Genomic DNA, 24,407 nt, shown 5'->3' on the forward strand with positions numbered 1-24,407 from the left:
CGCATGGACAATCCCGGGCCGTGGGGCTACTTCACCGGGATGGAAATCCAGGCGGATGTGCTGATCGCGGGTGGCGGGCTGAACGGCCCCGCCCTGGCTTTGGCCTTGGCACGGTCCGGGCTGACGGTGGCAGTGATCGACGCGAGGCCGGCCACGGCGCGGGCAGAGGCGGGTTTCGACGGCCGGGCCTATGCGCTGGCCATCGCCTCGAAACGGCTGCTGGAAGGCATCGGCGTCTGGCCGCGGGTGGCGGCGCAAGTGCAGCCGATCCTCAAGATCAAGACGTCGGACGGCCGTCCCGGTGAAGGCCCGGCGCCGTTCTTCCTGACCTTCGATGCCGACGAGATCGAGGAAGGCCCGATGGGGTTCATGCTGGAGGACCGGTTCCTTTACGCAGCCTTCCTTGCGGCGATGCAGGCGACCGAAGGGATCACGCTCTTTCCCGGCGAGACGGTGGTCGCGCAAGAGGTGACGGCGGCGGGCGTGGCGGCGAAGCTGGCCTCGGGGCGGACCTTGGCGGGGCGATTGCTGGTCGGCTGCGACGGGCGCGGCTCGGGCGTGGCGGAACGGGCCGGGATCAAGCGGATCGGCTGGGGCTATGGCCAGACCGCGCTGGTGACGGCGGTGCACCACGAGCGGGACCACGAGGGGACGGCGTACCAGTACTTCATGCCCTCGGGTCCGCTGGCCATTCTGCCGCTGCCGGGGGGGCACCAGTCCTCGATCGTCTGGTCCGAGGCGGATGCAGTGGCCGCCGAGATCCAGGCGCTGGACGATACCGGGTACCTTGCGGCCTTGCAGCCGCGGTTCGGCGGGTTCCTGGGCGAGATCGCGCTGGCGGGGGAGCGGTTCACCTATCCGCTGAGCCTTTCGCTGGCCGAGCGGTTCGTCGCGGACCGGGTGGCGCTGGTGGGGGACGCGGCGCATGGGGTGCATCCGATTGCGGGGCAGGGGCTGAACCTGGGGCTGCGCGACGTGGGCGCCCTGGCCGAGGTGGTGGTCGATGCGGCGCGGCGGGGCGAGGATATCGGGTCGGCGGTGCCTTTGGGCGAGTATCAGCGGTGGCGGCGGTTCGATGCGACGGCGCTTGCGCTGGGGATGGACGCGGTGAACCGGATCTTTTCCAACGACAACCCTCTGCTTCGGATGGGGCGGGATCTGGGGATGGGGGTCGTGAACGCCCTGCCGGGGCTGAGGCGGCGGTTCATCCGGCAGGCGGCGGGGCTGGAGGGGGAGCTTCCCCGGCTGCTGGCGGGCAAGCCTTTGTAGGTTTGGAGCCGCAAAGGATTCCCCCCATGTCCCATGATGGGACACTTCCTCGGTCGTTTGAAATCAATGGGTTATGAATCCATTTTCATGATTTGTTAAGGATTGGGGGTTTTGTGTGTCCGGCAGACTGCTGACCGCAAGGGGGAAAGGTGCCTGTGAACTCGCGGCATTGCACCTGCAGAAACCGTCCATGGCGGCCATTCGGCATCGTCATCCGAGCGACAGAAACGCGCAGTTTGCGGACTGTGCCCGCCGCTAGCATTCTCCGACCCCACCAGCCGGTCACTGTCTTCTGATCACTCAGCCGTGGGCTCCAGCGCTTCAAGCACGCGCCGCTCCTTGACCAGCCGCCCGTTCCGTTTCGTGCGGATGAACTTCACCTGAGCCCGGACGGGTTGCAGGAGAAGCCGCTCCTTGAATGCCACGTCCGATGTGTATTTAAAGGCCAGGTCCTCAGAAACGGCGCCCTCCATGGTGCCCTCGAGCAACTTCAGCTCAAACTTGCGTGCCTCAGGCAGGACGCCCAGGAGCACCCCGTCGACCGGGACCACTTCCTCAGTCATCTCCACCTCGCCCAGGCGACGGGACAGGCGACCAACATCATCAATGGAGAGGGCCAGCCGCCGCTCGTCACCAACAATGCGGGTGCTTGCGCCAGCGTCAAACAGGACCTTGGCGAACTTCTGCACCGCAGCTACCAGGCGCGGCTGGGTCAACTCCAGGGTGGCCTCAAACTCCGCATCAGTCCCAGCGCTGAGGTTGGTGATGAGCTGGGTCGTGTCCTCGACAGCCTCCTTGAGGTGCGAAGGCAGCATCTCCTGTTGCTGGGGCGGTAGCTCTTCAAGGATGAAGCCCATGGAGCCGTGAACCAGGTCGCGGATGAACAGGCGGGCCTGGTCGCCAGCGGGCAGCCTCCCGCGCTCAGACAATTCCACACCATTGTGCGAGGCAAGCGCCAATGTCACTACCTTCTGGTAGCTGTCCAGCGCCTCGGTCGTGAAGTCCAGCCGAATGTCACCCGAACCAATGACCGGGTTGCCGTCAAAGATCACGGCGACAGAGGCGTAGCTGGAGCGGCCAGCCGCGAGAGCAGCAATTTGTTGATCAATGTCCGCAAGGCGGCTTTGCCACATTAGGCGCGCAGTGCCCCATGGGCTGTCGCCAGCCTCAGTGATCTGCCGCTCTACATAGCGCCGGTCAGCCTCTAGGGCCTCGATTGAGAGCAGGACGGGCATCACGGACCCCCAAGCTGGGACAGTGCGACCTGGTCAGCGGCGGGGTCAAGGGCGAGCCCGGCGAAGCCCTTCCAGGCGAACGTGTCGCGCTGATGTGAGAACAGCCCATACCAGTAGATGATGTCGCCGATGAGGTTCATCGGCTGCGCCTGCCGCTCCTCAAACAACACGGCATAGGTGTCCAGGCTGAACCTCTGCTTGTTAAGGTCGCGGTTGGCCACCTCGGCATTCCAGAACGGGAGCCCCGTCGCCTGCCATGCCGCAGGGTCAGTCAGATACCTGGGCGGCGCGCTCAGGATGCTGAACACGTCAATGTCGCTTGGGTTCCGGTTCAGTGCCTCCACGTTTTCCACGAAGCTGCCGTCAATGAACTGGATGCCGCCCACATAGCCCTCCTGCGCGAGGAGCGCGCGGTAGGCGATGAGGTTGCGCAACAGTTGTTGCCGGTGGGGTGTCGTGCCGAATGCGGCCGCAAGCTCCGGCATCGTGACCCAGTAGGGCGAGCGGTCGTGAGTAGCGGCGTCCGCGCCAACGAATGGTGGCAGCAGGCCCCGCAAGTCGAACGAGGGCAAGGGCACGGCGAAGCCCTCCCAGCTTGCTGTGATTGAATGCGTTCATGCACCATCGCGTCCAAATGGTAAACAACACGTTCCGAAGCGCTGTCTCGATCTCGCAAAAAAAATATTGCGGCGGCGCGGACGAGTGGCCGCTTCAGGGCGTGGCACTCGATGATGCGAAACGCAGCTCCGGGCCGACTCCGCCCCCCTCACTCCACCTGCCGCGCCTCGCTCACCAGCATCACGGGGATGCCGTCTCGGATCGGAAACGCCAGGTGGGCGGCTTTGGAGATCAGCTCTTGTCGCTCGGCGTCGTAGGTCAGGACGGCGTGGGTCAGGGGGCAGACGAGGGATTCCAGCATGCGGCGGTCGGGGGTGACGGGGTCGGTCATTGGATCAGGTCCTCGGAGGATTTGCCGCCGCGGAGGGCGAATTCGATCAGGGTGACGAGGGTTTCGCGCCGGGTCGACAGGCTGGGCGCCTCGAGCAGGGCCTGTTTGTCCTCGGGCGAGAAGGGGCAGAGCATCGAGATGGCGTTGACCAGCAGTTCCGGCTCGGCCTGTTTCAGGCTGTCCCAGTCGGAGGCGAGTTTCTGCGAGGCGAAGTAGCGGCCGAGGGTGCGCAGGAAGGCGGGGCGGTCGAGGCCGGGGTCGGATTCGGGGAGGCCGAGGTCGCGGGCGAAGGGGGTCCAGTCCACCGTGCAGCGGCGGTAGGGGGCGAAGCCCTGCACCTCTTCGCGGAGGCGGAAGCGCGAGATGCCGGAGAGGGTGATCATGTAGCGGCCGTCTTCGGTTTCGGAAAAGCCGGTGATGCGGCCGGCGCAGCCGATGGCGTTGAGGCGTTTCTCGCCGGACGGGGTTTCGCGCGGGCAGATCATGCCGATCAGCCGGGCGCGGGTCTTCAGCGCGTCTTCGACCATGGCGAGGTAGCGCGGTTCGAAGATGTGCAAGGGCAGGCGGGCGCGCGGGAGGAGGAGCGCGCCCGGAAGCGGGAAGATCGGGATGAGGTCGGGGAGGTCTGCGGCCTGGATCATGGGCTTTGACATAGGCCGCGACCGCGATCAGGCAAAGATCATCGAGGAAAGGCGGCGGCGGCCTTTCAGGACGATGGGGTCTTGCGGTTTCAGGGCGTCGAAGAGGGTGAAGAGCTGGGTGCGGGCGGCGCCGTTGTTCCATTCGCGGTCACGGCGGAAGAGGTCGAGGAGTTCGTCGACGGCTTCCTCGACCTTGCCGGCGGCGTTGAGGGCGATGGCGAGGTCGAAGCGGGCCTGGTGGTTGTTGGGGTCGGCCTGGACGGCGGCGCGGAGTTCGGCCTCGGGGCCGGCATTGGCGGCCTGGCGGGCGAGTTCGAGCTGGGCCTTGGCGGCTTCGACATCCTTGGATTTGGCGATGGCGGGCGGGGCGGCGGCGAGGAAGGCTTCGGCCTGGTCAAGGTTGCCGGCGGCAAGGTGGGTGCGGGCGAGGCCGGCGTAGGCGGCGGGGTTTTCCGGTTCCTCGCCGAGGATGGCGGCGAAGGTTTCCGAGGCGTCGGCCAGCGCGCCTTGGGCGAGCATGTCCTCGGCCGCGGCAAGGGCATCGGCCAGGCCGCCGTCACCGGCCATGGCGGCGAGTTTGTCGACGAATTTCTTGACGTCCGAGGGCGGCAGCGCGCCCTGGAAGCCGTCGACCGGCTGGCCCTGGAAGAAGGCGTAGACGGTGGGGATGGATTGGACGCGCATCTGGGCGGCGATGGCCTGGTTGCGGTCGACGTCGATCTTGACCAGGCGGACCTTGCCCTTGGCGGCGGTGACGGCGGATTCCAGCGCCGGGCCGAGGGTCTTGCAGGGGCCGCACCAGGTGGCCCAGAAGTCGACGATGACGGGCACCTCGCGCGAGGCGTCGATGACGTCGGCCATGAAGCTGGCCTCGGTGCCGTCCTTGATGATGTCGGCGGGGGCAGGCGCGGCGGGGGTGTCGCCAAGTCCAAGCATGTCGTCCCTCATCTGGCAGGTTTGGCGTCTATATGAGGCCTGGGGGGCCGGGTGCCAAGGGGGCAGGTCAGGCGAGGGCGGCGCATTCGGCGTGGGCGGGGCAGGTGACGAGGTGGTCGTTCACCAGGCCGGTGGCCTGCATGAAGGCGTAGGTGATGGTGGGGCCGCAGAAGGTGAAGCCGCGGGCCTTGAGCGCGCGCGACATGGCGCGGCTTTCGGGGGTTTCGGTGGGCACCTGGGAGGAGTGGGTGACGCGGGGTTGCAGGGGGGTGCCGCCGACGAAGGACCACAGGAAGGGGGAGAAGCCTTCGGCGGCTTCGATGGCCAGGTAGGCGCGGGCGTTGCGGATCGTGCCCTCGATCTTGCCGCGGTGGCGGACGATGCCGGGGTCGGCCAAGAGACGGGCGACTTCGGGTTCGCCCCAGGTGGCGATGACCTCGGGGTGAAAGCCCTGGAAGGCGGCGCGGAAGCTGTCGCGCTTGCGCAGGATGGTGATCCAGGCCAGGCCGGCCTGGAAGCCGTCGAGGACCAGCTTTTCCCACAGTGCGCGGGGGTCACGCTCGGGCCGGCCCCAGTCGGTGTCGTGGTAGGACACATAGAGCGGGTCGGTGCCGCACCAGGGGCAGCGGTCTTGAGACATCGGGCACCTTCGGAAAATCGGGCAAGTTCGAGACAAATACCGAACCTTCAGCCGGGTTTTACCCTTCCCGACGCAGTCTGTCAGCCGGGATGCGAACGACATGGGGCGCAGGGACGCGCGATGAGCTTTCACAGAGGGCCGAAACGGCCGCTTTTCGATCTGGAACCCGACATTGCCTCGCCGCTGGCGGTGGCGGTGTCGTCCGCCGACCGCGAGACCCTGGCGATGGTGCGCGCGGCGCTGACGCTGCGGCGGATGCGGCTGGCTTTCCAGCCGGCGGTCTATTCCGCCGATACCTCGATCATCGGGTTCTACGAAGGCTACATCCGCCTCTTGGACCCGAGCGACCGGGTGATCCCCGCAAAGGACTTCATGGAGGTGGCCGAAACCCAGGAACTGGGGCGCGAAATCGACGTCGCCGCCCTGCAACTGGGGCTGCTGACACTGCAACGCAACCCGGGCATCCGAATCGCGGTGAACATGTCGGCGCGCTCGGTCGGCTACAAACCCTGGACGCACCTGCTGCGGCAGGCGCTGCGGGCGCATCCCGGCCTGGGGCGCGGCCTGATCCTGGAGATCAGCGAAGCCAGCGCGATGCAGATGCCCGACGTGCTGCGACCCTTCATGGAGGATCTGCGCCCGGAGGGCATTGCCTTCACGCTGGACGATTTCGGCGCCGGCGCCACCTCGCTTTTGCTGTTGCGCGACTTTGCCTTCGACATCGCCAAGATTGACGGACGCTTCGTTCGCGGCATCGAACGGCAGTCCGGGAATCAGCAGGTGGTGAAGGCCGCCATCGCGCTGGCGCGCGAGTTCGGCATGTTCCTGGTGGCCGAGGCGGTGGAAACCCCGTCCGAGGCGAACTGGCTGCGCGACCACGGCGTCGGCTGCCTGCAGGGCTATCTGTTCGGCGCGCCCGAGGTGAACCCGGACTTCACCCGCTTTCGCAACGGCCGCAAGCCGGACTGAGACCAAAGCCATATCGCATCTGCGGCAATCTGCTTGCGCAAGTTTGTTGCGCTTGTGATCTTTGCCCCCTAAGGCGAACGTGACGCGCGTTGCGCCGGCTTTCGGGAGAGGGATCAGATGACCAATGTCGTAATCGTTTCGGCGGGACGCACCGCCGTGGGCAGCTTCAACGGCGCCTTTGCCAACACCCCGGCGCATGACCTGGGTGCCGCGGTGATCGAGGCCGTGGTGGCCCGCGCCGGCATCGACAAGGCCGAAGTCGAGGAAACCATCCTGGGCCAGGTGCTGACCGCCGGCCAGGGCCAGAACCCGGCCCGTCAGGCGGCGATCAAGGCCGGCCTGGCCAAGGAAGCCAGCGCCTGGAGCCTCAACCAGGTCTGCGGCTCGGGGCTGCGGGCGGTGGCGCTGGCAGCGCAGCACGTGCAGCTGGGCGACGCGAAGATCGTGGTCGCCGGCGGGCAGGAAAGCATGAGCCTGTCGCCCCATGTCGCGCATCTGCGCGCGGGCCAGAAGATGGGCGACCTGAACTTCATCGATTCGATGATCAAGGACGGGCTGTGGGATGCCTTCAACGGCTATCACATGGGCACCACGGCGGAAAACGTGGCCAGCCAGTGGCAGATTTCCCGCGACATGCAGGACGAATTCGCCCTGGCCAGCCAGAACAAGGCCGAGGCGGCGCAGAAGGCCGGCAAGTTCAAGGACGAGATCATTCCCTTCACGGTGAAGACCCGCAAGGGCGACATCGTGGTGGATGCCGACGAATACGTCCGCCACGGCGCCACGCTGGAAAGCATGCAGAAGCTGCGCCCGGCGTTTTCCAAGGAGGGCACGGTGACGGCGGGCAACGCCAGCGGCATCAACGACGGCGCGGCGGCGGTTCTGGTGATGACCGAGGCCGAGGCGGCAAAGCGCGGGCTCAAGGTGCTGGCGCGGATCGCGTCCTATGCCACGGCCGGGCTTGACCCGTCGATCATGGGCGTCGGCCCGATCTTCGCCAGCCGCAAGGCGCTGGACAAGGCCGGCTGGAAGGTGTCCGACCTGGACCTGATCGAGGCGAACGAGGCCTTTGCTGCCCAAGCCTGCGCGGTGAACAAGGACATGGGCTGGGACCTGGCCAAGGTGAACGTCAACGGCGGCGCCATCGCCATCGGCCACCCGATCGGCGCTTCGGGCGCGCGCATCCTGAACACGCTCTTGCACGAGATGGGCCGCAGCGGCGCGAAGAAAGGTCTGGCGACGCTGTGCATCGGCGGCGGCATGGGCGTGGCCATGTGCCTCGAACGCGGCTGACCGCGGAGATTGCTGCAAAGCAGAAATCGGGTGCGCAATAAAGTTGCGCATCCGTTTTTGTTTCGGTAACAGGATTTCAAACACGAATCCCCGGAGGAGGAAGCATGGCACGGGTTGCATTGGTTACGGGCGGGTCGCGCGGCATTGGCGCGGCGATCTCGGTGGCGCTCAAGGCGGCAGGTTACAAGGTTGCGGCGAACTACGCGGGCAACGATGAGGCGGCGAAGGCGTTTACCGCCGAAACCGGCATTCCGACCTACAAGTGGTCGGTCGCCGACTACGATGCCTGCGTGGCGGGGATCGCGAAGGTCGAGGCCGACCTTGGCCCGGTGGACGTGCTGGTGAACAACGCCGGGATCACCCGCGATTCGATGTTCCACAAGATGACCCCGGGCCAGTGGAAAGAGGTGATCGACACCAACCTGACGGGTCTGTTCAACATGACCCATCCGCTGTGGACGGGCATGCGCGACCGCAAGTTCGGCCGGGTGGTCAACATCAGCAGCATCAACGGGCAGAAGGGCCAGGCGGGGCAGGCGAATTACTCGGCGGCCAAGTCGGGCGACCTGGGCTTTACCAAGGCCCTGGCGCAAGAGGGCGCGCGCGCCGGCATCACCGTGAACGCGATCTGCCCGGGCTATATCGGTACGGAAATGGTCAAGGCCATCGACGAGAAGGTGCTGGCCGAACGCATCATCCCGCAAATCCCGGTGGGCCGTCTGGGCGAGCCGTCGGAGATTGCCCGCTGCGTGGTGTTCCTGGCCAGCGACGATGCCGGTTTCATCACCGGCTCGACGATCAGCGCGAACGGCGGCCAGTTCTTCGTCTGACGCCCGTCGCGCCGCCGCCCGGGCCGCCGTTGCGGTGCCGGGCGGCGGCGGCTAACCTGCGCCCGGCAAGCAAGGACCGAGGCCCAGGTGACCCAGATTCTTTCCCACCCTCCGAAGGGCCGCAAGTTCGACTACGGCCGGGCGGTCGTCTATGCCGCGCAGCAAAGGGGCGTGGCGCCGTGGCGCATCGCGCTTGAATTCCTGCTGTTGTCGCGCGGGGCCGGCAAGCTGACCTCGGACGACTATTTCCTGCACGGCGCCTGGCGGCCGGGGCTGAGCCGGGCCGAACGGCGGGCCTTCGTCGGCATGGATGTCAACGCGGCGCTGAACAAGTTGCTGAACCCGCCGGTGGCCAGGGGCGAGGTGGTTGCGATGACCGACAAGCTGGTCGGACATGCGCTGTTTACCGCGGCCGGGCTGCCGCAACCGCGCATTCTGGCGGTGGCCGCCGAGGCCGACCCGGGCGAGGGCCTGCGCTGGCTGGACAGCCCCGAGGCGACGCTGGCCTTTCTGCGCGAGCCGGGCACCCTGCCCTGTTTCGGCAAGCCGGTGCATGGCAGTCTGGCGGCCGGGGCGGCCAGTCTGTTGGAGCTGGACAGCGAGGGCCGGCTGCGCCTGGGCGACGGCAAGCGGGTGACGCCGGAAGATCTGGTCGCCGAGATCTGGCGCGACCATTCCCGCGGGTTCCTGTTTCAGGAGCTGGTGCGGCCGCATCCGCAGCTTGCGGCGCTGATCGGCCCGGTGATCGGCACGCTGCGGGTGGCCTCGGTCGATGCCGGCAGCGGCCCCGAGACGCTGTACACGGCCCTGAAGTTCCCCGGCGTCGGGGCGATGGTGGATTCCGCCTCGGGGCCGCTGGGCGGCTATGCGGCCATCGACGCGCAGCGCGGCCAGGTGCTGCGGGCGCAGGACCGCCGGCAGATGGGCGGGACGGACCTTGAGGTGAACCCGGTGACGGGCGCGCCCTGGGCCGGTGCCGTGCTGCCCGACTTTGCCGAGGCGCTGCGGCTGGCCCAGGCCGCGCATCGCTGCGTCAAGGGCTGGGGCCTGCTGGGCGTGGACATCCTGCTCTCGGACCGCGGCCCGCTGGTGACCGAGGTGAACGGCAATCCGCATCATGCGTCCTATCAGATCGCCTTCGCGCGGGGCGTGTTGAACCCGGATCTGCTGCCGAAGCTGCGGGCCGTCCGCGAGCGGATGCGGGGCATCGCGGGCAAGGTGAGGAATGCCCCGCTGCCATGACCCGCGCCAGGGCCACGGCCATCGGCTTTACCGCCATCCTGATGTGGGCGCTGCTGGCGCTGTTGACCATCGGCAGCGCGCCGGTGCCGCCGTTCCTCTTGAATGCGCTGTGCTTTGGCATCGGCGGGCTGATCGGGCTGGTCTGGACCCTGCGCAAGGGCCTCGGCGTGTTGCGCGGGGTGTCGTGGAAGGTCTATGCCTTCGGCACGCTGGGCCTGTTCGGCTATCACTTCCTGTATTTCACCGCCTTCCGCATTGCCCCCGCGGCCGAGACCGGGCTGATCGCCTATCTCTGGCCGCTGTTCATCGTGCTGTTCTCGGGCCTGCTGCCGGGAGAGCGGCTGACCGCGGGGCATGTGGCGGGGGCCTTGGTGGCCTTTGGCGGCGTGGCGCTGATCGTGCTGGGCCGCGACGAGGGCGGCGGGGCGACCTCGGGCCTGGGCTACGGGCTGGCCTTTGGCTGCGCGGTGACCTGGGCGGCCTATTCGGTGTTGTCGCGGCGGCTGGGCGGCGTGCCGACGGAAAGCGTCACGGTGTTCTGCCTGGCCACGGCCGTGCTGTCGATCCCGGCGCATCTGGCGCTGGAGCAGACGGTCTGGCCGCAAGGCGCGACGGGCTGGCTGTCGGTGCTGGGCCTGGGCCTGGGGCCGGTGGGCGCCGCCTTCTTCACCTGGGATCTGGGAATGAAGAAAGGCGACATCCAGCTGCTGGGTGTCGCCTCCTATGCCGCGCCGCTGTTGTCCACGCTGACCCTGGTGGCCGCCGGCATCGCCTCTGCGACCTGGACCCTGGCCCTGGCCGCGGTGCTGATCACGGCGGGCGCGGCGCTTGCGGCGCGCCGCACACCGTGACCGCGCCCTAGTGGTGCTGGTCCTGATGGGTCAGACGCTCGATCTCTTCCTTCAGCTTCAGCTTCTGCTTCTTCCATTCGGAAATCTGGAGGTCATCCGACCCGGGGCTCCGCTGGGCCTCTGCGACCATCTCGGACAGCGCCTCGTGCTTCTTGCGGAGTTCCGCCAGATGCGAAGCAATCGTCATGTTCGTCCTCCTTGTCATGACACCCACATGATACCAATCCACCACCAAACCTGAGTCTTGTCACCCCAATACCGACAGGCTGCGTCAGGATTTCACGGGTATTCAATCGAAAACCCCGTCAAGCGAGGCCCCGTCGCGCAGGATGGCCCTGGCCAGCGGCGTATAGCTTTCGCGGTCGCCGTCGTGCGCCGCGCCATCGTGCAGGACCAGCGGCGCCAGCAGGCGGAAGGGCGCGCGACCGACCTTTCGGGCGCGCAGGATCAGCCGCAGCGCGGGCCGCCCGGCGCGCGGTTGCAGCGGCAGCACCGACGCCGAGCCAAGCTTGGGGCCAAGGGCTGCAAGCAACTCGGGCAGGCTGTCGGCTCCGGCGATCAGGGTCAGCCAGCCGCCCGGCCGCAGGCGTTGCGCGGCCGTGGTGACCCAGGCCGAGACCGGCAGGCTGACCTGCAGCGCGGTGGCCCGGTCGCGCCGCGGCGAGGCCGTGCCGCCGGGCGGATACCAGGGCGGATTGGCGATGACATGGTCGAAATCGCGCCGCAGGGCACGCGGCATGCGGGAAATGTCGCCCTCCACCACCTCGAACGGAATGCCGTTGCGGCTGGCGTTGCGGCGGGCCAGGTCGGCATAATCGGATTGCAGTTCCAGCCCCGAAAGCTGCACCCCCGGCACCCGCGCGGCCAGGCACAGCGACGCCGCACCGGCACCGCAGCCCAGGTCAAGCACGCTTTCCCCCGCCTGTGCCGGGCAGGCGGCGGCAAGCAGCACCGCATCGGTCGCCGCGCGATAGCCCTTTTCGGGTTGCCACAGCCGCAGCCGGCCGGACAGAAAGCCGTCGTCGGTCAGCCGATCTTCCTGCAAGGTCATGGGCTTGGCGCCAGGCCGTTGTCGCGGCAGACGACGCGGGCCAGAAACAGGTCGCGGTCCGCCACCATCAGGCGCTGCGGCAGGATGCCCAAGCTGCCGTCAAGGATGCTCATGTGGACGTCCATGGCGAAGGCCGCTATACCCTCGCCCTGAAGCAGGGCTTGGGCGAAGGCGATCACCGTCGGGTCGGTCGTGCGCAGAAGTTCCTTCATGGAAATGACTTAAGCGCGCCTGCCCGGCCGGGCAAGAGCGGCGGGGGCAGGGATGGACATGGACGGTTCGGTGGAACAGCCGAAGGAAAGCCCGCAGGACCGGCTGGCGGTGGCGCTGGCCGAGGACATGGCAGCGGTGAACGGGCTGATCCGCGCGCGGATGTCCAGCGAGCATGCGCCGCGCATCCCCGAGGTGACCGCGCATCTGATCGAGGCGGGCGGCAAGCGGCTGCGGCCGATGCTGACGCTGGCGGCGGCACGCATCTGCGGGTATCGCGGCAGCGACCACCAGAAGCTGGCGGCGACGGTGGAATTCATCCACACCGCGACGCTGCTGCATGACGATGTGGTGGACGAAAGCCATCGCCGCCGCGGCCGGCCGACGGCCAACCTGCTGTGGGACAACAAGTCGAGCGTGCTGGTGGGCGACTATCTCTTCGCCCGGGCGTTCCAGTTGATGGTCGAGCCGGGCAACCTGCGGGTGCTGGACATTCTGGCCAACGCCAGCGCGGTGATCGCCGAGGGCGAGGTGCTGCAACTGACCGCGGCACAGGACCTGGCGACGACGGAAGACATCTATCTGAAGGTGATCCGCGGCAAGACGGCGGCGCTGTTTTCGGCGGCGACCGAGTCGGGTGCGGTGATCGCGGGGGCGCCCGAGGCGCAGGTCCGGGCGCTTTACACCTATGGCGATGCGCTGGGGATCGCCTTCCAGGTGGCCGATGACCTGCTGGATTATGGCGGGTCCTCGACCACCATCGGCAAGAACACCGGCGATGATTTCCGCGAGCGCAAGCTGACCCTGCCGGTGATCAAGGCGGTGGCACAGGCGGATGCGGAAGAGCGCGCCTTCTGGGTGCGGGTGATCGAAAAGGGCCAGCAGGCCGAAGGCGACCTGGAGCAGGCGCGGACGATCATGGCGCGGCACGGCGCGATGGAGGCGGCGCGGGCGTCGGCGCTGGGCTGGGCGCGGACGGCCGAGGCGGCGCTGGCCGCCCTGCCCGACGATCCGCTGCGCGAGGTGCTGGCGGATCTGGCGCAATACGTGGTGGCACGAATCGCCTGAGACGGCGCCGGGCATCGGGCCTGGCGCCTGCCGGGGCGGCTCAGAAGTCGATGGCGAGGCCCTTCTTTTCCCAATCGCCGTAGCGGACGGGTTCGGGGCCGTCGCGGCCGCCATATTCCTTGGGCGGGGTCTGGGCCTGTGCGGCCTTGCGGCGGGCTTCGGCCTCGGCCAGGGCCCGAAGGGCTTCGGGCGGCAGGTCGCGCTGGTCCTGTGGCATGGTCGGGTTCCTTGTGCGGTGCCTGGGGGTGGTATAGGGCGCTGCGGGCGGGGCCGCAAAGGGGATTGGCATGGCTGAGGGCTTGGGCGCGCGGGCGGCGGCGGCGGCGATGCTGGATGTCGTGCTGGGCGAGGGGCGGATGCTGTCCGAGCTGCCCGAGCCCGAGGCGCTGGCGCCGGGCGAACGGGCGCGGGCGCGGCGGCTGGCGGAAGAGGTGCTGCGCCGGGTCGAGCCGGTGGACCGGCTGTTGGGCGGGCTGATGCGCAAGGCGCCACCCTTGCCGGTGCTGAACCTGCTGCGGCTGGCGGTGGTGGAAATGGCGCTGGGGGCGCCTGCGCATGGCGCGGTGAACGCGGCGGTGGCGCTGGTGCGGCAGGGCAACCGGACGCAGCATCTGGCGGGGCTGGCGAATGCGGTGCTGCGGGCGGTGCCGCCCGAGCCGGCGCTGGGGGTGCAGAAGCTGCCGCGCTGGATGCGCCAGCCGATGGTGCATGCCTATGGCCGTGAGGCGGTGGCGGCGATCGAGGCGGTGCAGGCCGCCGCGCCGCCGCTGGACCTGACCCTGCGGGACGGGGCCGAGGCGCCGGCCGGGGAGTGGTTGCCGACCGGCAGCCTGCGGCTGGCCTTGCCGGGGCAGGTGTCGGGGCTGCCGGGCTATGCCGCGGGCGGCTGGTGGGTGCAGGATGCCGCCGCCGCGCTGGCGGTGCAGCTCCTGGCGCCGGTGGCGGGTGAGCGGGTGCTGGACCTGTGCGCCGCGCCGGGGGGCAAAACGATGCAACTGGCGGCGGCGGGGGCCGAGGTGGTGGCACTGGACGTCAGTGCCGCGCGGCTGGCGGTGGTTCAGGAGAACCTCGGCCGCACCGGGCTGGCGGCGCGGCTGGTGGTGGCCGACGCGCTGGAGTGGGTGCCTGACGGGCCGTTCGACGCGGTGCTGCTGGACGCGCCCTGTTCGGCCACCGGGACGGTGCGGCGGCACCCGGATCTGCCGTTCGTGAAGGATGGCTCCGAGGTGCCGGGGCTGGTGGAACTGCAGGCGCGGCTCCTGGACCGGGCGCTGGGGATGGTGCGGCCGGGGGGGCGGGTGGTCTTTGCCACCTGCTCGCTGCTGCCCGAGGAGGGCGAGGGGCAGCTGGCGGCGGCGCTGGCGCGGCATCCGGGGCTGGCGGTCGAGAGGGCGGCGATTCCGGGGGTTGAGCCGGGCTGGTGGACCGAAGGCGGCGGGCTGCGGCTGCGGCCGGATTTCTGGGCCGAGCAGGGCGGGATGGACGGGTTCTTTCTGGCCCGGCTGCGGGTGCCGGGCTGAGGTGTCCCATGATGGGACGGGGAAGGCCGCAAAGGATTCCACGGGGTTACGCAGCCGTTTTCAGGATTTGTTGACCTTTGGGCCTTGCAGCCCGCCGCAGGACCGGCTGATTTCGTCGCCCGGAGCGAACCACCTGCCGGTGCCACGCGCGACACCGGCCCGCGCCCGACCGCGAGGGGGCGCATCCCACGGAACGAAGCCGGCGCCTTTAGGGGGCGGCCTCTCCCAAGGGGTGAACGAAGAAACGCCCGCTCCGCGACGCGGTCTTGGCGGCGGTCGGGTGCTGGCCGGGGCCGGGCACGTCGATCCGGGCGTCGCCGGCGGAAGGGGCGGAGAGCAGGCGTTGCAGGAGCGGAGTCTGCCCCGCGGCCTTCTGGTCCAAGCGGTCATTCAGCCAGGCGGCCGCGTCAAGGGGCAGCGGCGGCCGCGCACCGCCCAATGATGCCGGCCGCTCGCGCCGCGCGCCGCGTTCGGCAGGTGCGGTCGCCGGGTCGGGCGCGGAGTGGATCCCTCACCGACCGGAAGGTTTCTTCGGCGACCGATGGGAAAGCCGATGAGTCCGACGGCCTTCTATCGACCTGAACGACGCATCCGATGCGGCCGGCCGGTCGCCCTTGCCGGGGCGAGCGGCAGTCAGCGTGCGCCGGCGCAAAACAACCTGGCCAGGAACCCGTTGAACCAGGCGGACTGCGCGGCGTCGTGCCGGGCCATCAGCCGGGTCTGCTCGTCGCGGTCCTGCACGCCCGGCTTGCCATAGGGCGCCCAGTCGGCGTCCTGCCAACGGCGGAAGATCTCGATGGTGCATTCAGGGTGGAACTGCACGCCAAAGACCCGGTCGCCGAAGCGGAAGGCCTGGTTGACGTAGTTGGTGCCGGTGGCCAGAAGCTCGACCCCGTCCGGCAGGGTGAAGGTGTGGTAATGCGCCTCGGTCACATGCATCGGGCCGGGCATGAAGCCCTTTCCGGCTGCCGTGGGCGTGACCGGGTAATATCCGAACTCATGCAACTCGCCGTCGTGCGGCCCCACCCGGCCGCCAAGGGCGCGGATGATCAGTTGCGCCCCAAGGCAGATGCCGAGAATCGGGATGTTCGCGGCCATGCAATCGGTGATCCAGCGCAGTTCTTCGGCAAGGTAGGCACAGCCGTCGTCATCCTCGGCCGATTGCTTGCCGCCGAAGACCACGGTTCCAGCCAGGTCCGCCGTGGGCCGTGGCAGGGCATCGCCGCGGAACGGCCGGTAGGTGACGGGCCGAAAGCCGTTCATCAGGGCAAAGCTATGAACCCGATCATCATCGGGCTCATCGCCGTGGCGGATGAAGACGAGGTCTGGGGCCATGGCGTCCTCTCAGCGGCTTTTGCTGCCGGGCGGCAGGCCGGTCAGGATGAAGGCGCGCACCTCCTCGGCGGTGCCACAGACCATCAGGTCGCTGCGGCCGGTCAGGGCCTCGGCGTAGAAGCGCAGGTTCAGAAGCCGCTCATCCGGGTCGTCGTGAATTTCCATCGCGCCATAGCCGACCTGGTGGAAATAGGTGATCCGCGCCCGGATCTGGGCGCGCTTGTCGTCGAAGCCCAGGGCAAGGAACATCCGCGCCAGCAGGTCGATGCGCAGCGCCTCGACCTCGGCCAGCACCTGCGCCGTGCGGGGGGAGGAATGCGCCCATTCGCGCACCGCATTGTCGAAGCGCGGGTCGATGCCGGTTTCCAACACCGTCACCCGCAGGCCGGCAAGATACTGCCGAAAGCCATCGGCTCCGGCATCGGTCAGGGCGGCAACCAGCGGCGTGGTGTTCTGATCGCGCCACTTCTGGCGCAGCGCCTCGTGCAGGTCTTCCAGCCCGGAAAAGGCGGAATAGAACGCGCCCGTCGTAACCCCCAGCGAGCCGGCCAGCCCGCGCAGGTTCAGGGCCGGGAACCCGCCGGAAATCAGGATGTCGCGCGCCGCATCGACCCAGGCCTCTCGCGCGGCATGCGCCATCCTGGATTGCAGTCGGCCTGATTGAGGCACCTTGACGCTCCGTCCGGTTGCAGTTGACACATCGAGCTTTCGTAACATACGTTATCCATCAATAACACGAGTTACAAGCGCTTCCAGTGAGGGCGGCCTGCGCGGCACGGCGCGACGGCCGCTGGCAGCAGAAAGAGGCGCGGCGACACCACGACCCAACAGGAGGACCCGAGATGATCACCAAACGCACCCTTGCCGCCGCGCTTCTGGCCAGCCTTGCCCTGCCCGGGCTGGCGCTGGCCGATGGCGATGCGCCGAACTTCGGCAATTGCGCGCCCACCGGCGAGGCCGGCAGCATCAGCCTGACCACGGTCGAGCCCGATACCCTGATCGTGGCCACCGTGCTGCCCAACCCCGGCTGGTGGAACGGCACCTCGCCCGAGGAAACCAAGGACGGCTTCGAATATTGCCTGGCGGCCGAGGTCGCGCATCGGGCGGGGCTGAAGCACCTGAAACTGATGAACCTGGCCTGGGACCAGTTCATCGGCGGCGCGGCGACGGGCTATGACATCGCCATGGCCTCGGCCTCGGCCACCGACAAGCGGCGCGAGGTCTTCGACTTCTCGCAGAACTACTTTGCGGCCAATCTGGGCGTGGCCACCAAGGCCGGCGCCGACGTGACCGCGGCGAACCTGAAGGACAAGCGCATCGGTGTGCTGCAGGGCAACCTGGGCGCCGACTGGGTGATCAACACGCTGAAGCCGAATGCCGAGGTCGGCCAGTATCAGGGCCAGCCCGAGATGATTGCGGCGCTGATGGCCGACCAGGTGGACGCGATCATGACCGACACCACGCTGCTGCTGACCGCGACCTCGGGCACCAATGGCGCGCTTGAGGTGGTGGGTCAGTTCGAGACCAACTGGGGTGTCAACGTGATCACGCCCAAGGGCTCGGCCAACACTCCGGCGGTGGACGCCGCGGTGGGGGCAATGAATGCGGACGGCACGCTGGCCAAGCTGTCGGCCGCCTACCTGACGCCGCTGTTCGGCAAGGACCCGAACGCCATTCCGGTCTGGCCGCTGAACTGAGCCGATGGCAGCGGCAGACCCGTCGGGGCTAAGCCCGCCCCCGCCCAGCCTGGGCCTGGCGGTGGTGGCGCTGCTGGTCGCCGTGGCCGGGCTGCTGGTCATCGGCATCACCGGCGGCGCGGTTCGGGCCGGGGTCAGCGATCCCGGCCTGCACGGACTGGCCAGCGGCGCACTGTATGTGGCGCTGGCGGCGGGGGCGGTGACCTTGTGGCTGGGCGCGCGGTCACTGACGCTGGCGCTGCAAAGCCGGGCCGATCTGGCGCGGTCCGAGATTCTGGCGGCGCGGGCCAGTGCGGCCCGCGCCCGCGACAGTGCGCTGATCGTCTTCGGCCTGACGCTGGCGCTGATGATCGGCTTCTTTCTGGTGCAGATGATCCTGTTCAACGACGGCAAGATCCAGAAGACCTTCCTGCGCTGGGACCTGATGACCGAATCCGCCGCCGACGTGGCGCGGGCCTTTCTGGTGAACCTCAAGCTGGCGCTGATCGCGCAGGTGCTGGTGATGATCGTCGGCCTGTTCCTGGCCGTTGCCCGCCTGACGCCCGGCCGCGCCGGCGCCCCGGTGCGGATGCTGGCCATCGCCTACATCGACCTGTTCCGCGCCGTGCCCGCGATCATCGTGCTGTACCTGATCGGTTTCGGCCTGCCGCTGACCGGGCTGCCGCTGATCTCGAAGGTGTCGTCGCAATGGTTCGCCATCATTGCGCTGACGCTGACCTATTCGGCCTATGTCGCCGAGATCTACCGCTCGGGCATCGACTCGATCCACCCGTCGCAATGGTCGGCCGCGCGATCCCTGGGTTTTTCCTTTCCGCAGACCATGCGCTTTTTCATCCTGCCGCAGGCCATCCGCATCGTGATCCCGCCGCTTCTGGGTGCCTTCATCGCGCTGCAGAAGGATACCTCGCTGGTCAACGTCATCGGCACGATGGACGCCTTCAACCAGGCCAAGTTCTACGCCTCGGCCAACTTCAACCTGTCCTCGGTTCTGGTGGTGGCGATCCTGTTCGTCATCATCACCATTCCGCAGACCCGCTTTGTCGACTGGATGCTGGAACGGTCGCTGGAAAAGCGGAAGCGGGGATAACATGGCCTTCATCGAGATCGCCGGCCTGAGAAAGATCTACGGCAGCCACGAGGTGTTGAAGGGCATCGACCTCGAGGTCGACCGCCACCAGGTGGTCAGCCTGATCGGCGCCTCGGGGTCCGGCAAGTCTACCCTGCTGCGCTGCATCAACGCGCTGGAGCCGATCGACGCCGGCCGGGTTTCGCTGGATGGCGACGTGGTGTCCGGCCCGGGGGTCGACCAGAACCGGCTGCGCCGCAAGGTCGGCATGGTGTTCCAGGCGTTCAACCTGTTCCCGCACCTGTCGGTCGAAGACAACATCATGGCCGGTCCGATGCGCTTGCTGGGCGAAAGCCGCGAAGCCGCGCGCGACCAGGCCCGCGCGCTGCTGGACCGGGTTCAACTGGGCCACCGTGCCAGCTACTACCCCGACCAGCTGTCCGGCGGCCAGCAGCAGCGCGTCGCCATCGTGCGCGCCATCGCCATGCGCCCCGAGGCGCTGCTTCTGGACGAGATCACCTCGGCGTTGGACCCCGAACTGGTGGCCGAGGTGCTGAACATCGTGCGCGACCTGGCCCGCGACGGCATGACGATGATCCTCGCCACGCACGAGATGCAGTTCGCCCGAGAGGTCTCGGACATGGTGGTGTTTCTGGAGCAGGGCACGCTTCTGGAAAAAGGCCCGCCGGAGCAGATCTTCGGCAACCCGACGGAGGCCCGCACCCGGCAGTTCCTGAAACAGATCATCGAGGCCGGGCGGCTGTAGGCGGCCGCCGGTGCTTCAGGCGAAGATCGCCTGTAGCCGCGCGTGATCCAGCGCGCGGCAAGTCAGGCCTGCGGGCTTGACCGTGGGCACGTCTTCGCCTGCGACCAGGGCATTGACCACGGCCTCTTCGATCGCCTGCACGGCGGCAAGATAGAGCGGGTCCAGGAGATCGATGTTCAGTTCTGCCTTCAGCGCCACGGCCGGGGCGAACTGCGGCATCGGGCCTTGGTTGGCGGTGGAAAAGGCCAGAAAGATGTCACCCGAATTGTTGCCCCCCGGCGTGCCGCCGCGACCGATGCCGATGGCCGCACGTTTGGCGACCTGGCGCAGGGCCAGCCCGGACAAGGGCGCGTCGGTGGCGACGATGACGATGATCGAGCCCATCTCGCCCGAGTAAAGCGCGTCTTCGGGCATCAGCTGGCCCACCGGCTTGCCGAGGATGGTCAGCCAGGGCCGGATGCCGTGATTGGCCTGCACCAGCGCGGCCACGGTGTGGGCCTGCCCGCCAAGGTCGATCCGGCGCGACGCGGTGCCGGTGCCGCCCTTGAACTCATAGCAGATCATGCCGTTGCCGCCGCCGGTCGACCCTTCGGCCACCGGGCCAAAGCTCCGGGCCTCCAGCGCCGCGATGGCATGGTCGGGCTGGACGTGCAGCGCGTTGATGTCGTTCAGCACGCCATCATAGGTTTCCGCCACGACCGGCATGGCCCAGGCGTGTTCGCGGGCGAAATACTCGGCATAATGGCCGATCATCCAGCGGGTCGCGCCCAGATGCGCCGCCCCGACACCGTGGGTATTGGTGATCAGGATCGGCCCCAGGAAATAGCCCGCATCGTTGATCCAGTGCGTGCCCGTCATCTCGCCATTGCCGTTCAGCGCGAATTGCCCGGCCCAGACCGGCTGCGGCTGGGTCGACGGGCGCGGCAGGATGGCGGTGACGCCGGTGCGCATCCTGCGGGCCGGATCGGTGAGGGTGCAGAAGCCCACGGCCACGCCCGGAACGTCGGTGATGGCGTTCAGCGGGCCGGGCGTGCCGGGGAAGGGCAGGCCAAGGTCTCGGGCGCGCGGTCTGGCGGTGGTCTGGGTCATCTCAGTCGGTCTATCTGCTGCGCAGCCAGAGGCCAAGGCCGGCGACGACCACCGAGGCCAGAATGATGAGGGTGGCGATGGCGTTGATCTCGGGCTTCACCCCCCGGCGGATCATGCCGAAGATGAAGTCCGGCAGCGTGGTGTCGCCGGTGACCGAAACGAAATAGGGGATCACCAGGTCATCCATCGAGATGACGAAGGCCAGAAGCGCCCCGCCCAGCACCCCCGGCGCCAGTTGCGGCAACAGCACCTTGCGCAGCGTCACCCATTCCGAGGCGCCAAGGTCGGCCGAGGCTTCCTCGAGCGCCGGGTCAAGCCCGGCGATGCGGGCCTGCACGATGATGAAGACGTAAGAGGTCAGGAACGTGCAGTGCCCGATGATGATGGTGATCAGCGACAGGTTCATGCCGATGGTGACGAAGAAGATCAGCAGGCCGATGCCCAGCACGATATCGGGCATCATCATCGGCAGCAGCATGAAGCCGTTGTAGAACCCGCGCAGGCGGAGCTTGTAGCGCGCCAGGGCGATGGCGGTTGCCGTGCCGATCACCGTCGAGATTGTCGTGGTGAACAGCGCCACCGTCAGCGAGGTGCGCAGCGCCGCCAGCATCTGGTCGGTGCTCGATAGAGGCGGCGCGATTCCCGATGTCCGTTGTGCGATCCGACAGGCCCAGCAGCCCAGTCGAAGGTGAAGCTCTCCCAGATCATCATGTTGACCGGGTTCGAGTTGAACGAATAGCCGATGATCACGAACAAGGGCGCGTAGATGAAGGCAAAGAACAGCAGCGAAAACGCTGTCAGCGCCGCCCAACCGCCGGGGTTACGCATGGCCGCCGGCCTTTCTGGCCCGCGTGACCGCGACCAGCAGCACCGTCAGCACCACCGCCATGATGATCATCGACAGGGCCGAGCCGAAGGGCCAGTTGCGCGCGGACAGGAACTGCTGTTCGACCAGGTTGCCGATCATCAGCCCCTTGGCCCCGCCCAGCACGTCAGGCACGATGAAGTTGCCGACCGAGGGGATGAACACGATGACCGCCCCGCCCATGATGCCGGGCAGGGTCTGCGGCAGCACGACCTTCAGGAAGGTCTGCAGCCGGTTTGCGCCAAAGTCCAAGCTGGCCTCGACTTGCGCGCGATCCAGGTTGTCGACCGCCGAATAGAGCGGCAGGAACATGAAGGGCACCATGACATAGACCATGCCCAGAACCACTGCCGTCGGGGTGTAGAGGATCTCGAGCGGTTCGCGGATGGCGCCGATCGACAGGAGGATGGTGTTGAGCAGCCCCGAGGGTTTCAGGATCAAGAGCCAGGCATAAAGCCGCACGATCAGGCTGGAAAAGACCGGCAGCGTGATCAGGACCATGAACACCAGCCGCCAGCGCTCCGACAGGCGCGACACCCAGAAGGCCACGGGGTAGCACAGGATCAGCGTGAGAACGACCGTCAGCGCGGCGAAGGACAGCGAGCGCAGCAGGATCTGCAGGTAGATCGGCTCATAGATCTCGGTGATCCCGTCGGCCCAGCCGAAGATGCGGCCGTGGTTCCAGTGGTAGAAGCTCCATTCCACCCCGCCATAGAGGCCGGGTGTCAGGACCGAAAGCACCGCGATGATGCACAGCGGCAGCAGGAAGAACCCGCCGAGGAACAGCGTGACCGGGGCCAGCAGAACGCCCAGCAGCACCGATTGCCGCTGCATCGCGCTCATGCTGACTCCAGCACATGGACGCGGTCCGGGTCATGGGTCAGGTGCACGGCGGCGCCTTCCTCGAACCCGGCGCCGTCGCGGGCGATGACGCGGATTTCGGGGCCGCCGGCCTGCGGTTGCACGAAGAGGTAGAGGTCGGACCCCAGGTAAACGGCGCGGGTGACGGTGCCGGGAATGCCGGTTGGGCCAAAGCTGAAGTCGGCGGGGCGCAGGATGGCCATGATCGGCTCGCCCGCCTTGCGGCCTTCGGCGGGCAGGCGCAGTTCCATGCCCTCGGCGGTGCGGGCCAGGGCCGTGGCGCCCTCGACGCGGTCGACGGTGGCCGGAAACAGGTTGGTCTCGCCGATGAATTCCGCGACGAAGCGGTTCTTCGGATGGCGGTAGATCGCGCGCGGGGTGCCGGTCTGTTCGATCCGGCCAGACCGCATCACCACGATCCGGTCGGACATCGTCAGCGCCTCTTCCTGGTCGTGGGTGACGAAGAGGAAGGCGATGCCCAGGCTGTGCTGCAGCCTCTTCAGTTCCAACTGCATCTGCTGGCGTAACGAGCGGTCCAGCGCCGACAGCGGCTATTCCAGCAACAGCAGGCGCGGCTTGGCGATGATCGCCGGCGCCAGCGCCACCCGCTGCCGCTGCCCGCCCGACACCTGCCCCGGACGCCGCGCGCCCATGCCGGCCAGGCCCACCTTCTGCAGGGCCTCGGTCACCTGCGTCTCGCGCTGCGCCTTGGGCAGACCCGCCACCTCCAGCGCGTAGCCCACGTTGCGCGCCACATTCATGTGGCCGAACAGGGCATAGCTTTGAAACACCGTGTTCACCGGCCGACGAAACGGCGGCAGCGCGGTCAGGTCGGCGCCGTCCAGCCGCATGCTGCCGCTGTCGAGCGTCTCGAACCCGGAAATCGCCCGCAGGAGCGTGGTCTTGCCGCAACCCGAAGGCCCCAGCAGGGTGACGAACTCGTTCGCGCCGACGTCGAGGTCGATCCCGTCAAGGGCGGCCAGATGGCCGCCCTCGGGGGTGACGAATGTCCGCCGCGCCGCGCGGATTTCCAGCAGCGGCGCCATTCCCTGCGCCGTGCGGATGGTGTTCCAGGCCCGGTCATACAGTTTCAGCGCCGCGCCGATGTCTTCGAAGATCTGCAGGCGGGTCAGCGTCTCGGGGCCGACGTTGATATTCGGGTTCGACTTGATCGCCTCGGGCGTCAGGTCGTTGGCGGGCAGGTTCGGCGTGCCGTTGAACTGCTGCGCCACGTTCAGCGCCGCAATCTCGGGGCGCAGGTAGAACTCCATGAATTTCATGGCGTTCTTCTTGTCGGGCGCGGAGGCGAGGACGCAGATGTTTTCCTGGTACATCGTGCCGCCCTCGGCCGGGATCACATACTTGATGTTCGGCGTCTCGGTGAAGAACACGTTGCCGCCGACGAAGAAGTGCCCGGCCGCGATATCGCCCGAGGTCGGCAGCGGCGGCCCTTCGTAGGTGAAGGCCGACACCGCGCCCTTGCGGGCCAGCACATAGTCGGTGGCCGCCTGCACCGCCGCCGGATCGTCGCTGTTGACCGAGGTGCCGTTCATCACATGCCCGATGGCGATCACCTCGCGCATGTCGTCCAAGAGGGTGATCTTGCCGCCGGTCTTTTCCGGGATGGCGAAGAAGTCGGCCCAGCCGGCAATCGGGCCGGTCACGGTTTCGTTGTAGAAGATCCCCACCGTGCCCCAGGCATAGGGCAGGCAGTATTCCGAAGCGGGGTCTTCCTTGGCCCGCAGGAAGGCCGGGTCGATGTTCTTGAAAGGTGCTGGCGCGGCATCCGGGGCCGGCGGTCGAGAGGGTGGCGATTGCGGGGGGCGAGCCGGGGTGGTGGACCGCCGAGGGCGGGCTGCGGCTGCCGGGATGAAGTGCCCGACGATGGGACAGGGAGGGCCGCAAAGGATTCCAAGGGGTTAAGAACCTGTCGTCAGGATTTGTTGACCTTTGGGCCTTGTCGCCTTCGCAAGATCGTCTGTTTTCCTTACCCGGAACGACCCCCCCGCCCACACCACGCGCAA

The 24,407-nt window shown here is 67.9% G+C and carries 29 protein-coding genes; 11 read left to right on the forward strand and 18 right to left on the reverse strand.

Translation table 11 applies throughout. From position 1 onward, the window contains the following. Positions 1-3: 3 nt before the first annotated feature. Positions 4-1,269 carry a UbiH/UbiF/VisC/COQ6 family ubiquinone biosynthesis hydroxylase gene (locus LHP98_RS15035; RefSeq protein ID WP_413687714.1) on the forward strand — a complete coding sequence of 422 codons (1,266 nt, stop codon included), beginning with the start codon at positions 4-6 and terminating at the stop codon, positions 1,267-1,269. 296 nt (positions 1,270-1,565) lie between these two features. Here the strand turns inward: LHP98_RS15035 and LHP98_RS15040 are convergent, their stop codons facing one another. From LHP98_RS15040 to LHP98_RS15065, 6 genes are all read right to left on the reverse strand, one after another. Next, on the reverse strand, positions 1,566-2,504 hold the full coding sequence (locus LHP98_RS15040) for a hypothetical protein (RefSeq protein WP_227253364.1): 939 nt from the start codon (positions 2,502-2,504) through the stop codon (positions 1,566-1,568). Beyond that, on the reverse strand, positions 2,504-3,082 hold the full coding sequence (locus LHP98_RS15045) for a DUF6932 family protein (RefSeq protein ID WP_413687715.1): 579 nt from the start codon (positions 3,080-3,082) through the stop codon (positions 2,504-2,506). Before LHP98_RS15045 ends, LHP98_RS15040 begins: the two co-directional genes overlap by 1 nt. A gap of 188 nt (positions 3,083-3,270) precedes the next feature. Then, positions 3,271-3,453, reverse strand: a complete 183-nt coding sequence (locus LHP98_RS15050) for a Trm112 family protein (RefSeq protein WP_227253366.1) — start codon at positions 3,451-3,453, stop codon at positions 3,271-3,273. Continuing rightward, positions 3,450-4,094, reverse strand: a complete 645-nt coding sequence (locus tag LHP98_RS15055) for an LON peptidase substrate-binding domain-containing protein (RefSeq protein WP_227253367.1) — start codon at positions 4,092-4,094, stop codon at positions 3,450-3,452. The genes LHP98_RS15050 and LHP98_RS15055 overlap by 4 nt, the downstream gene beginning before the upstream one ends. A gap of 27 nt (positions 4,095-4,121) precedes the next feature. Next, on the reverse strand, positions 4,122-5,030 hold the full coding sequence (locus LHP98_RS15060; RefSeq protein ID WP_227253368.1) for a thioredoxin family protein: 909 nt from the start codon (positions 5,028-5,030) through the stop codon (positions 4,122-4,124). 67 nt (positions 5,031-5,097) lie between these two features. Beyond that, complete coding sequence (locus LHP98_RS15065) at positions 5,098-5,670, reverse strand: DNA-3-methyladenine glycosylase I (protein ID WP_227253369.1); 573 nt, start codon at positions 5,668-5,670, stop codon at positions 5,098-5,100. A 120-nt stretch (positions 5,671-5,790) separates the two neighbouring features. Here LHP98_RS15065 and LHP98_RS15070 point away from each other — a divergent pair, with 120 nt between their 5' ends. From LHP98_RS15070 to LHP98_RS15090, 5 genes are all read left to right on the forward strand, one after another. Continuing rightward, the gene (locus LHP98_RS15070; RefSeq protein ID WP_227253370.1) at positions 5,791-6,639 is read left to right on the forward strand and encodes an EAL domain-containing protein; all 849 of its coding nucleotides are present in this window, start codon (positions 5,791-5,793) and stop codon (positions 6,637-6,639) included. Between the two features lie 117 nt (positions 6,640-6,756). Further along, on the forward strand, positions 6,757-7,932 hold the full coding sequence (locus LHP98_RS15075; RefSeq protein WP_227253371.1) for an acetyl-CoA C-acetyltransferase: 1,176 nt from the start codon (positions 6,757-6,759) through the stop codon (positions 7,930-7,932). Positions 7,933-8,036: 104 nt separating this feature from the next. Beyond that, on the forward strand, positions 8,037-8,762 hold the full coding sequence (locus LHP98_RS15080) for a beta-ketoacyl-ACP reductase (RefSeq protein ID WP_227253372.1): 726 nt from the start codon (positions 8,037-8,039) through the stop codon (positions 8,760-8,762). A gap of 87 nt (positions 8,763-8,849) precedes the next feature. After that, entirely contained in the window at positions 8,850-10,004 is a 1,155-nt protein-coding gene (locus tag LHP98_RS15085) for a sugar-transfer associated ATP-grasp domain-containing protein (RefSeq protein ID WP_227253373.1), read from the forward strand. Further along, a complete protein-coding gene (locus tag LHP98_RS15090; RefSeq protein ID WP_227253374.1) occupies positions 10,001-10,855 on the forward strand; it encodes a DMT family transporter in 855 nt (284 codons plus the stop codon). The genes LHP98_RS15085 and LHP98_RS15090 overlap by 4 nt, the downstream gene beginning before the upstream one ends. Positions 10,856-10,862: 7 nt before the next feature. On the opposite strand, the gene LHP98_RS15095 is transcribed toward LHP98_RS15090, so the two are convergent. The 3 genes from LHP98_RS15095 to LHP98_RS15105 form a co-directional block, all read right to left on the reverse strand. Beyond that, a complete protein-coding gene (locus LHP98_RS15095) occupies positions 10,863-11,042 on the reverse strand; it encodes a YdcH family protein (protein ID WP_227253375.1) in 180 nt (59 codons plus the stop codon). 102 nt (positions 11,043-11,144) lie between these two features. Next, positions 11,145-11,906 carry a tRNA1(Val) (adenine(37)-N6)-methyltransferase gene (locus LHP98_RS15100; RefSeq protein WP_227253376.1) on the reverse strand — a complete coding sequence of 254 codons (762 nt, stop codon included), beginning with the start codon at positions 11,904-11,906 and terminating at the stop codon, positions 11,145-11,147. Further along, positions 11,903-12,118, reverse strand: coding sequence for a DUF2007 domain-containing protein (locus tag LHP98_RS15105; RefSeq protein ID WP_227253377.1), 216 nt, complete (start codon positions 12,116-12,118; stop codon positions 11,903-11,905). Before LHP98_RS15105 ends, LHP98_RS15100 begins: the two co-directional genes overlap by 4 nt. A gap of 52 nt (positions 12,119-12,170) precedes the next feature. Here LHP98_RS15105 and LHP98_RS15110 point away from each other — a divergent pair, with 52 nt between their 5' ends. Then, the gene (locus LHP98_RS15110; protein ID WP_413687716.1) at positions 12,171-13,184 is read left to right on the forward strand and encodes a polyprenyl synthetase family protein; all 1,014 of its coding nucleotides are present in this window, start codon (positions 12,171-12,173) and stop codon (positions 13,182-13,184) included. 40 nt (positions 13,185-13,224) lie between these two features. Here LHP98_RS15110 and LHP98_RS15115 read toward each other — a convergent pair whose 3' ends face one another. Next, positions 13,225-13,401 (reverse strand): DUF1674 domain-containing protein, encoded by a 177-nt coding sequence (locus tag LHP98_RS15115; protein ID WP_227253378.1) that lies wholly within the window; start codon positions 13,399-13,401, stop codon positions 13,225-13,227. Positions 13,402-13,471: 70 nt separating this feature from the next. Here LHP98_RS15115 and LHP98_RS15120 point away from each other — a divergent pair, with 70 nt between their 5' ends. Beyond that, positions 13,472-14,704, forward strand: coding sequence for an RsmB/NOP family class I SAM-dependent RNA methyltransferase (locus tag LHP98_RS15120; protein ID WP_227253379.1), 1,233 nt, complete (start codon positions 13,472-13,474; stop codon positions 14,702-14,704). 633 nt (positions 14,705-15,337) lie between these two features. On the opposite strand, the gene LHP98_RS15125 is transcribed toward LHP98_RS15120, so the two are convergent. After that, positions 15,338-16,039, reverse strand: a complete 702-nt coding sequence (locus tag LHP98_RS15125) for a glutamine amidotransferase-related protein (RefSeq protein ID WP_227253380.1) — start codon at positions 16,037-16,039, stop codon at positions 15,338-15,340. Between the two features lie 9 nt (positions 16,040-16,048). Then, the gene (locus LHP98_RS15130) at positions 16,049-16,708 is read right to left on the reverse strand and encodes a TetR/AcrR family transcriptional regulator (protein ID WP_227253381.1); all 660 of its coding nucleotides are present in this window, start codon (positions 16,706-16,708) and stop codon (positions 16,049-16,051) included. A gap of 173 nt (positions 16,709-16,881) precedes the next feature. Between LHP98_RS15130 and LHP98_RS15135 the strand changes: the two genes are divergently transcribed. The 3 genes from LHP98_RS15135 to LHP98_RS15145 are packed head-to-tail and all read left to right on the forward strand — an operon-like array spanning position 16,882 to position 19,568. Beyond that, entirely contained in the window at positions 16,882-17,736 is an 855-nt protein-coding gene (locus LHP98_RS15135; protein WP_227253382.1) for an ABC transporter substrate-binding protein, read from the forward strand. 4 nt (positions 17,737-17,740) lie between these two features. Beyond that, complete coding sequence (locus tag LHP98_RS15140; protein WP_227253383.1) at positions 17,741-18,823, forward strand: amino acid ABC transporter permease; 1,083 nt, start codon at positions 17,741-17,743, stop codon at positions 18,821-18,823. Position 18,824: 1 nt separating this feature from the next. Next, positions 18,825-19,568: an amino acid ABC transporter ATP-binding protein gene (locus LHP98_RS15145; protein ID WP_227253384.1), complete on the forward strand. Its 744-nt coding sequence runs from the start codon at positions 18,825-18,827 to the stop codon at positions 19,566-19,568. Positions 19,569-19,583: 15 nt separating this feature from the next. Here LHP98_RS15145 and LHP98_RS15150 read toward each other — a convergent pair whose 3' ends face one another. From LHP98_RS15150 to LHP98_RS15175, 6 genes are read right to left on the reverse strand one after another with little or no spacing between them, the layout of a single operon-like run. Next, positions 19,584-20,657, reverse strand: a complete 1,074-nt coding sequence (locus LHP98_RS15150; RefSeq protein WP_227253385.1) for a P1 family peptidase — start codon at positions 20,655-20,657, stop codon at positions 19,584-19,586. Positions 20,658-20,667: 10 nt separating this feature from the next. Beyond that, positions 20,668-21,267 (reverse strand): ABC transporter permease, encoded by a 600-nt coding sequence (locus tag LHP98_RS15155; protein WP_227253386.1) that lies wholly within the window; start codon positions 21,265-21,267, stop codon positions 20,668-20,670. Continuing rightward, positions 21,240-21,485, reverse strand: a complete 246-nt coding sequence (locus tag LHP98_RS15160; RefSeq protein ID WP_227253387.1) for a hypothetical protein — start codon at positions 21,483-21,485, stop codon at positions 21,240-21,242. The genes LHP98_RS15155 and LHP98_RS15160 overlap by 28 nt, the downstream gene beginning before the upstream one ends. Beyond that, the gene (locus LHP98_RS15165) at positions 21,478-22,365 is read right to left on the reverse strand and encodes an ABC transporter permease (protein WP_227253388.1); all 888 of its coding nucleotides are present in this window, start codon (positions 22,363-22,365) and stop codon (positions 21,478-21,480) included. Before LHP98_RS15165 ends, LHP98_RS15160 begins: the two co-directional genes overlap by 8 nt. Further along, entirely contained in the window at positions 22,362-22,892 is a 531-nt protein-coding gene (locus LHP98_RS15170; RefSeq protein WP_227253389.1) for an ABC transporter ATP-binding protein, read from the reverse strand. Before LHP98_RS15170 ends, LHP98_RS15165 begins: the two co-directional genes overlap by 4 nt. 42 nt (positions 22,893-22,934) lie before the next feature. After that, positions 22,935-24,293, reverse strand: coding sequence for an extracellular solute-binding protein (locus tag LHP98_RS15175; protein ID WP_319638958.1), 1,359 nt, complete (start codon positions 24,291-24,293; stop codon positions 22,935-22,937). Positions 24,294-24,407: the final 114 nt, after the last annotated feature.

Origin of the sequence: Rhodobacter sp. Har01 (genome assembly GCF_020564565.1) — a bacterium.
Taxonomy (GTDB): domain Bacteria; phylum Pseudomonadota; class Alphaproteobacteria; order Rhodobacterales; family Rhodobacteraceae; genus Pseudogemmobacter.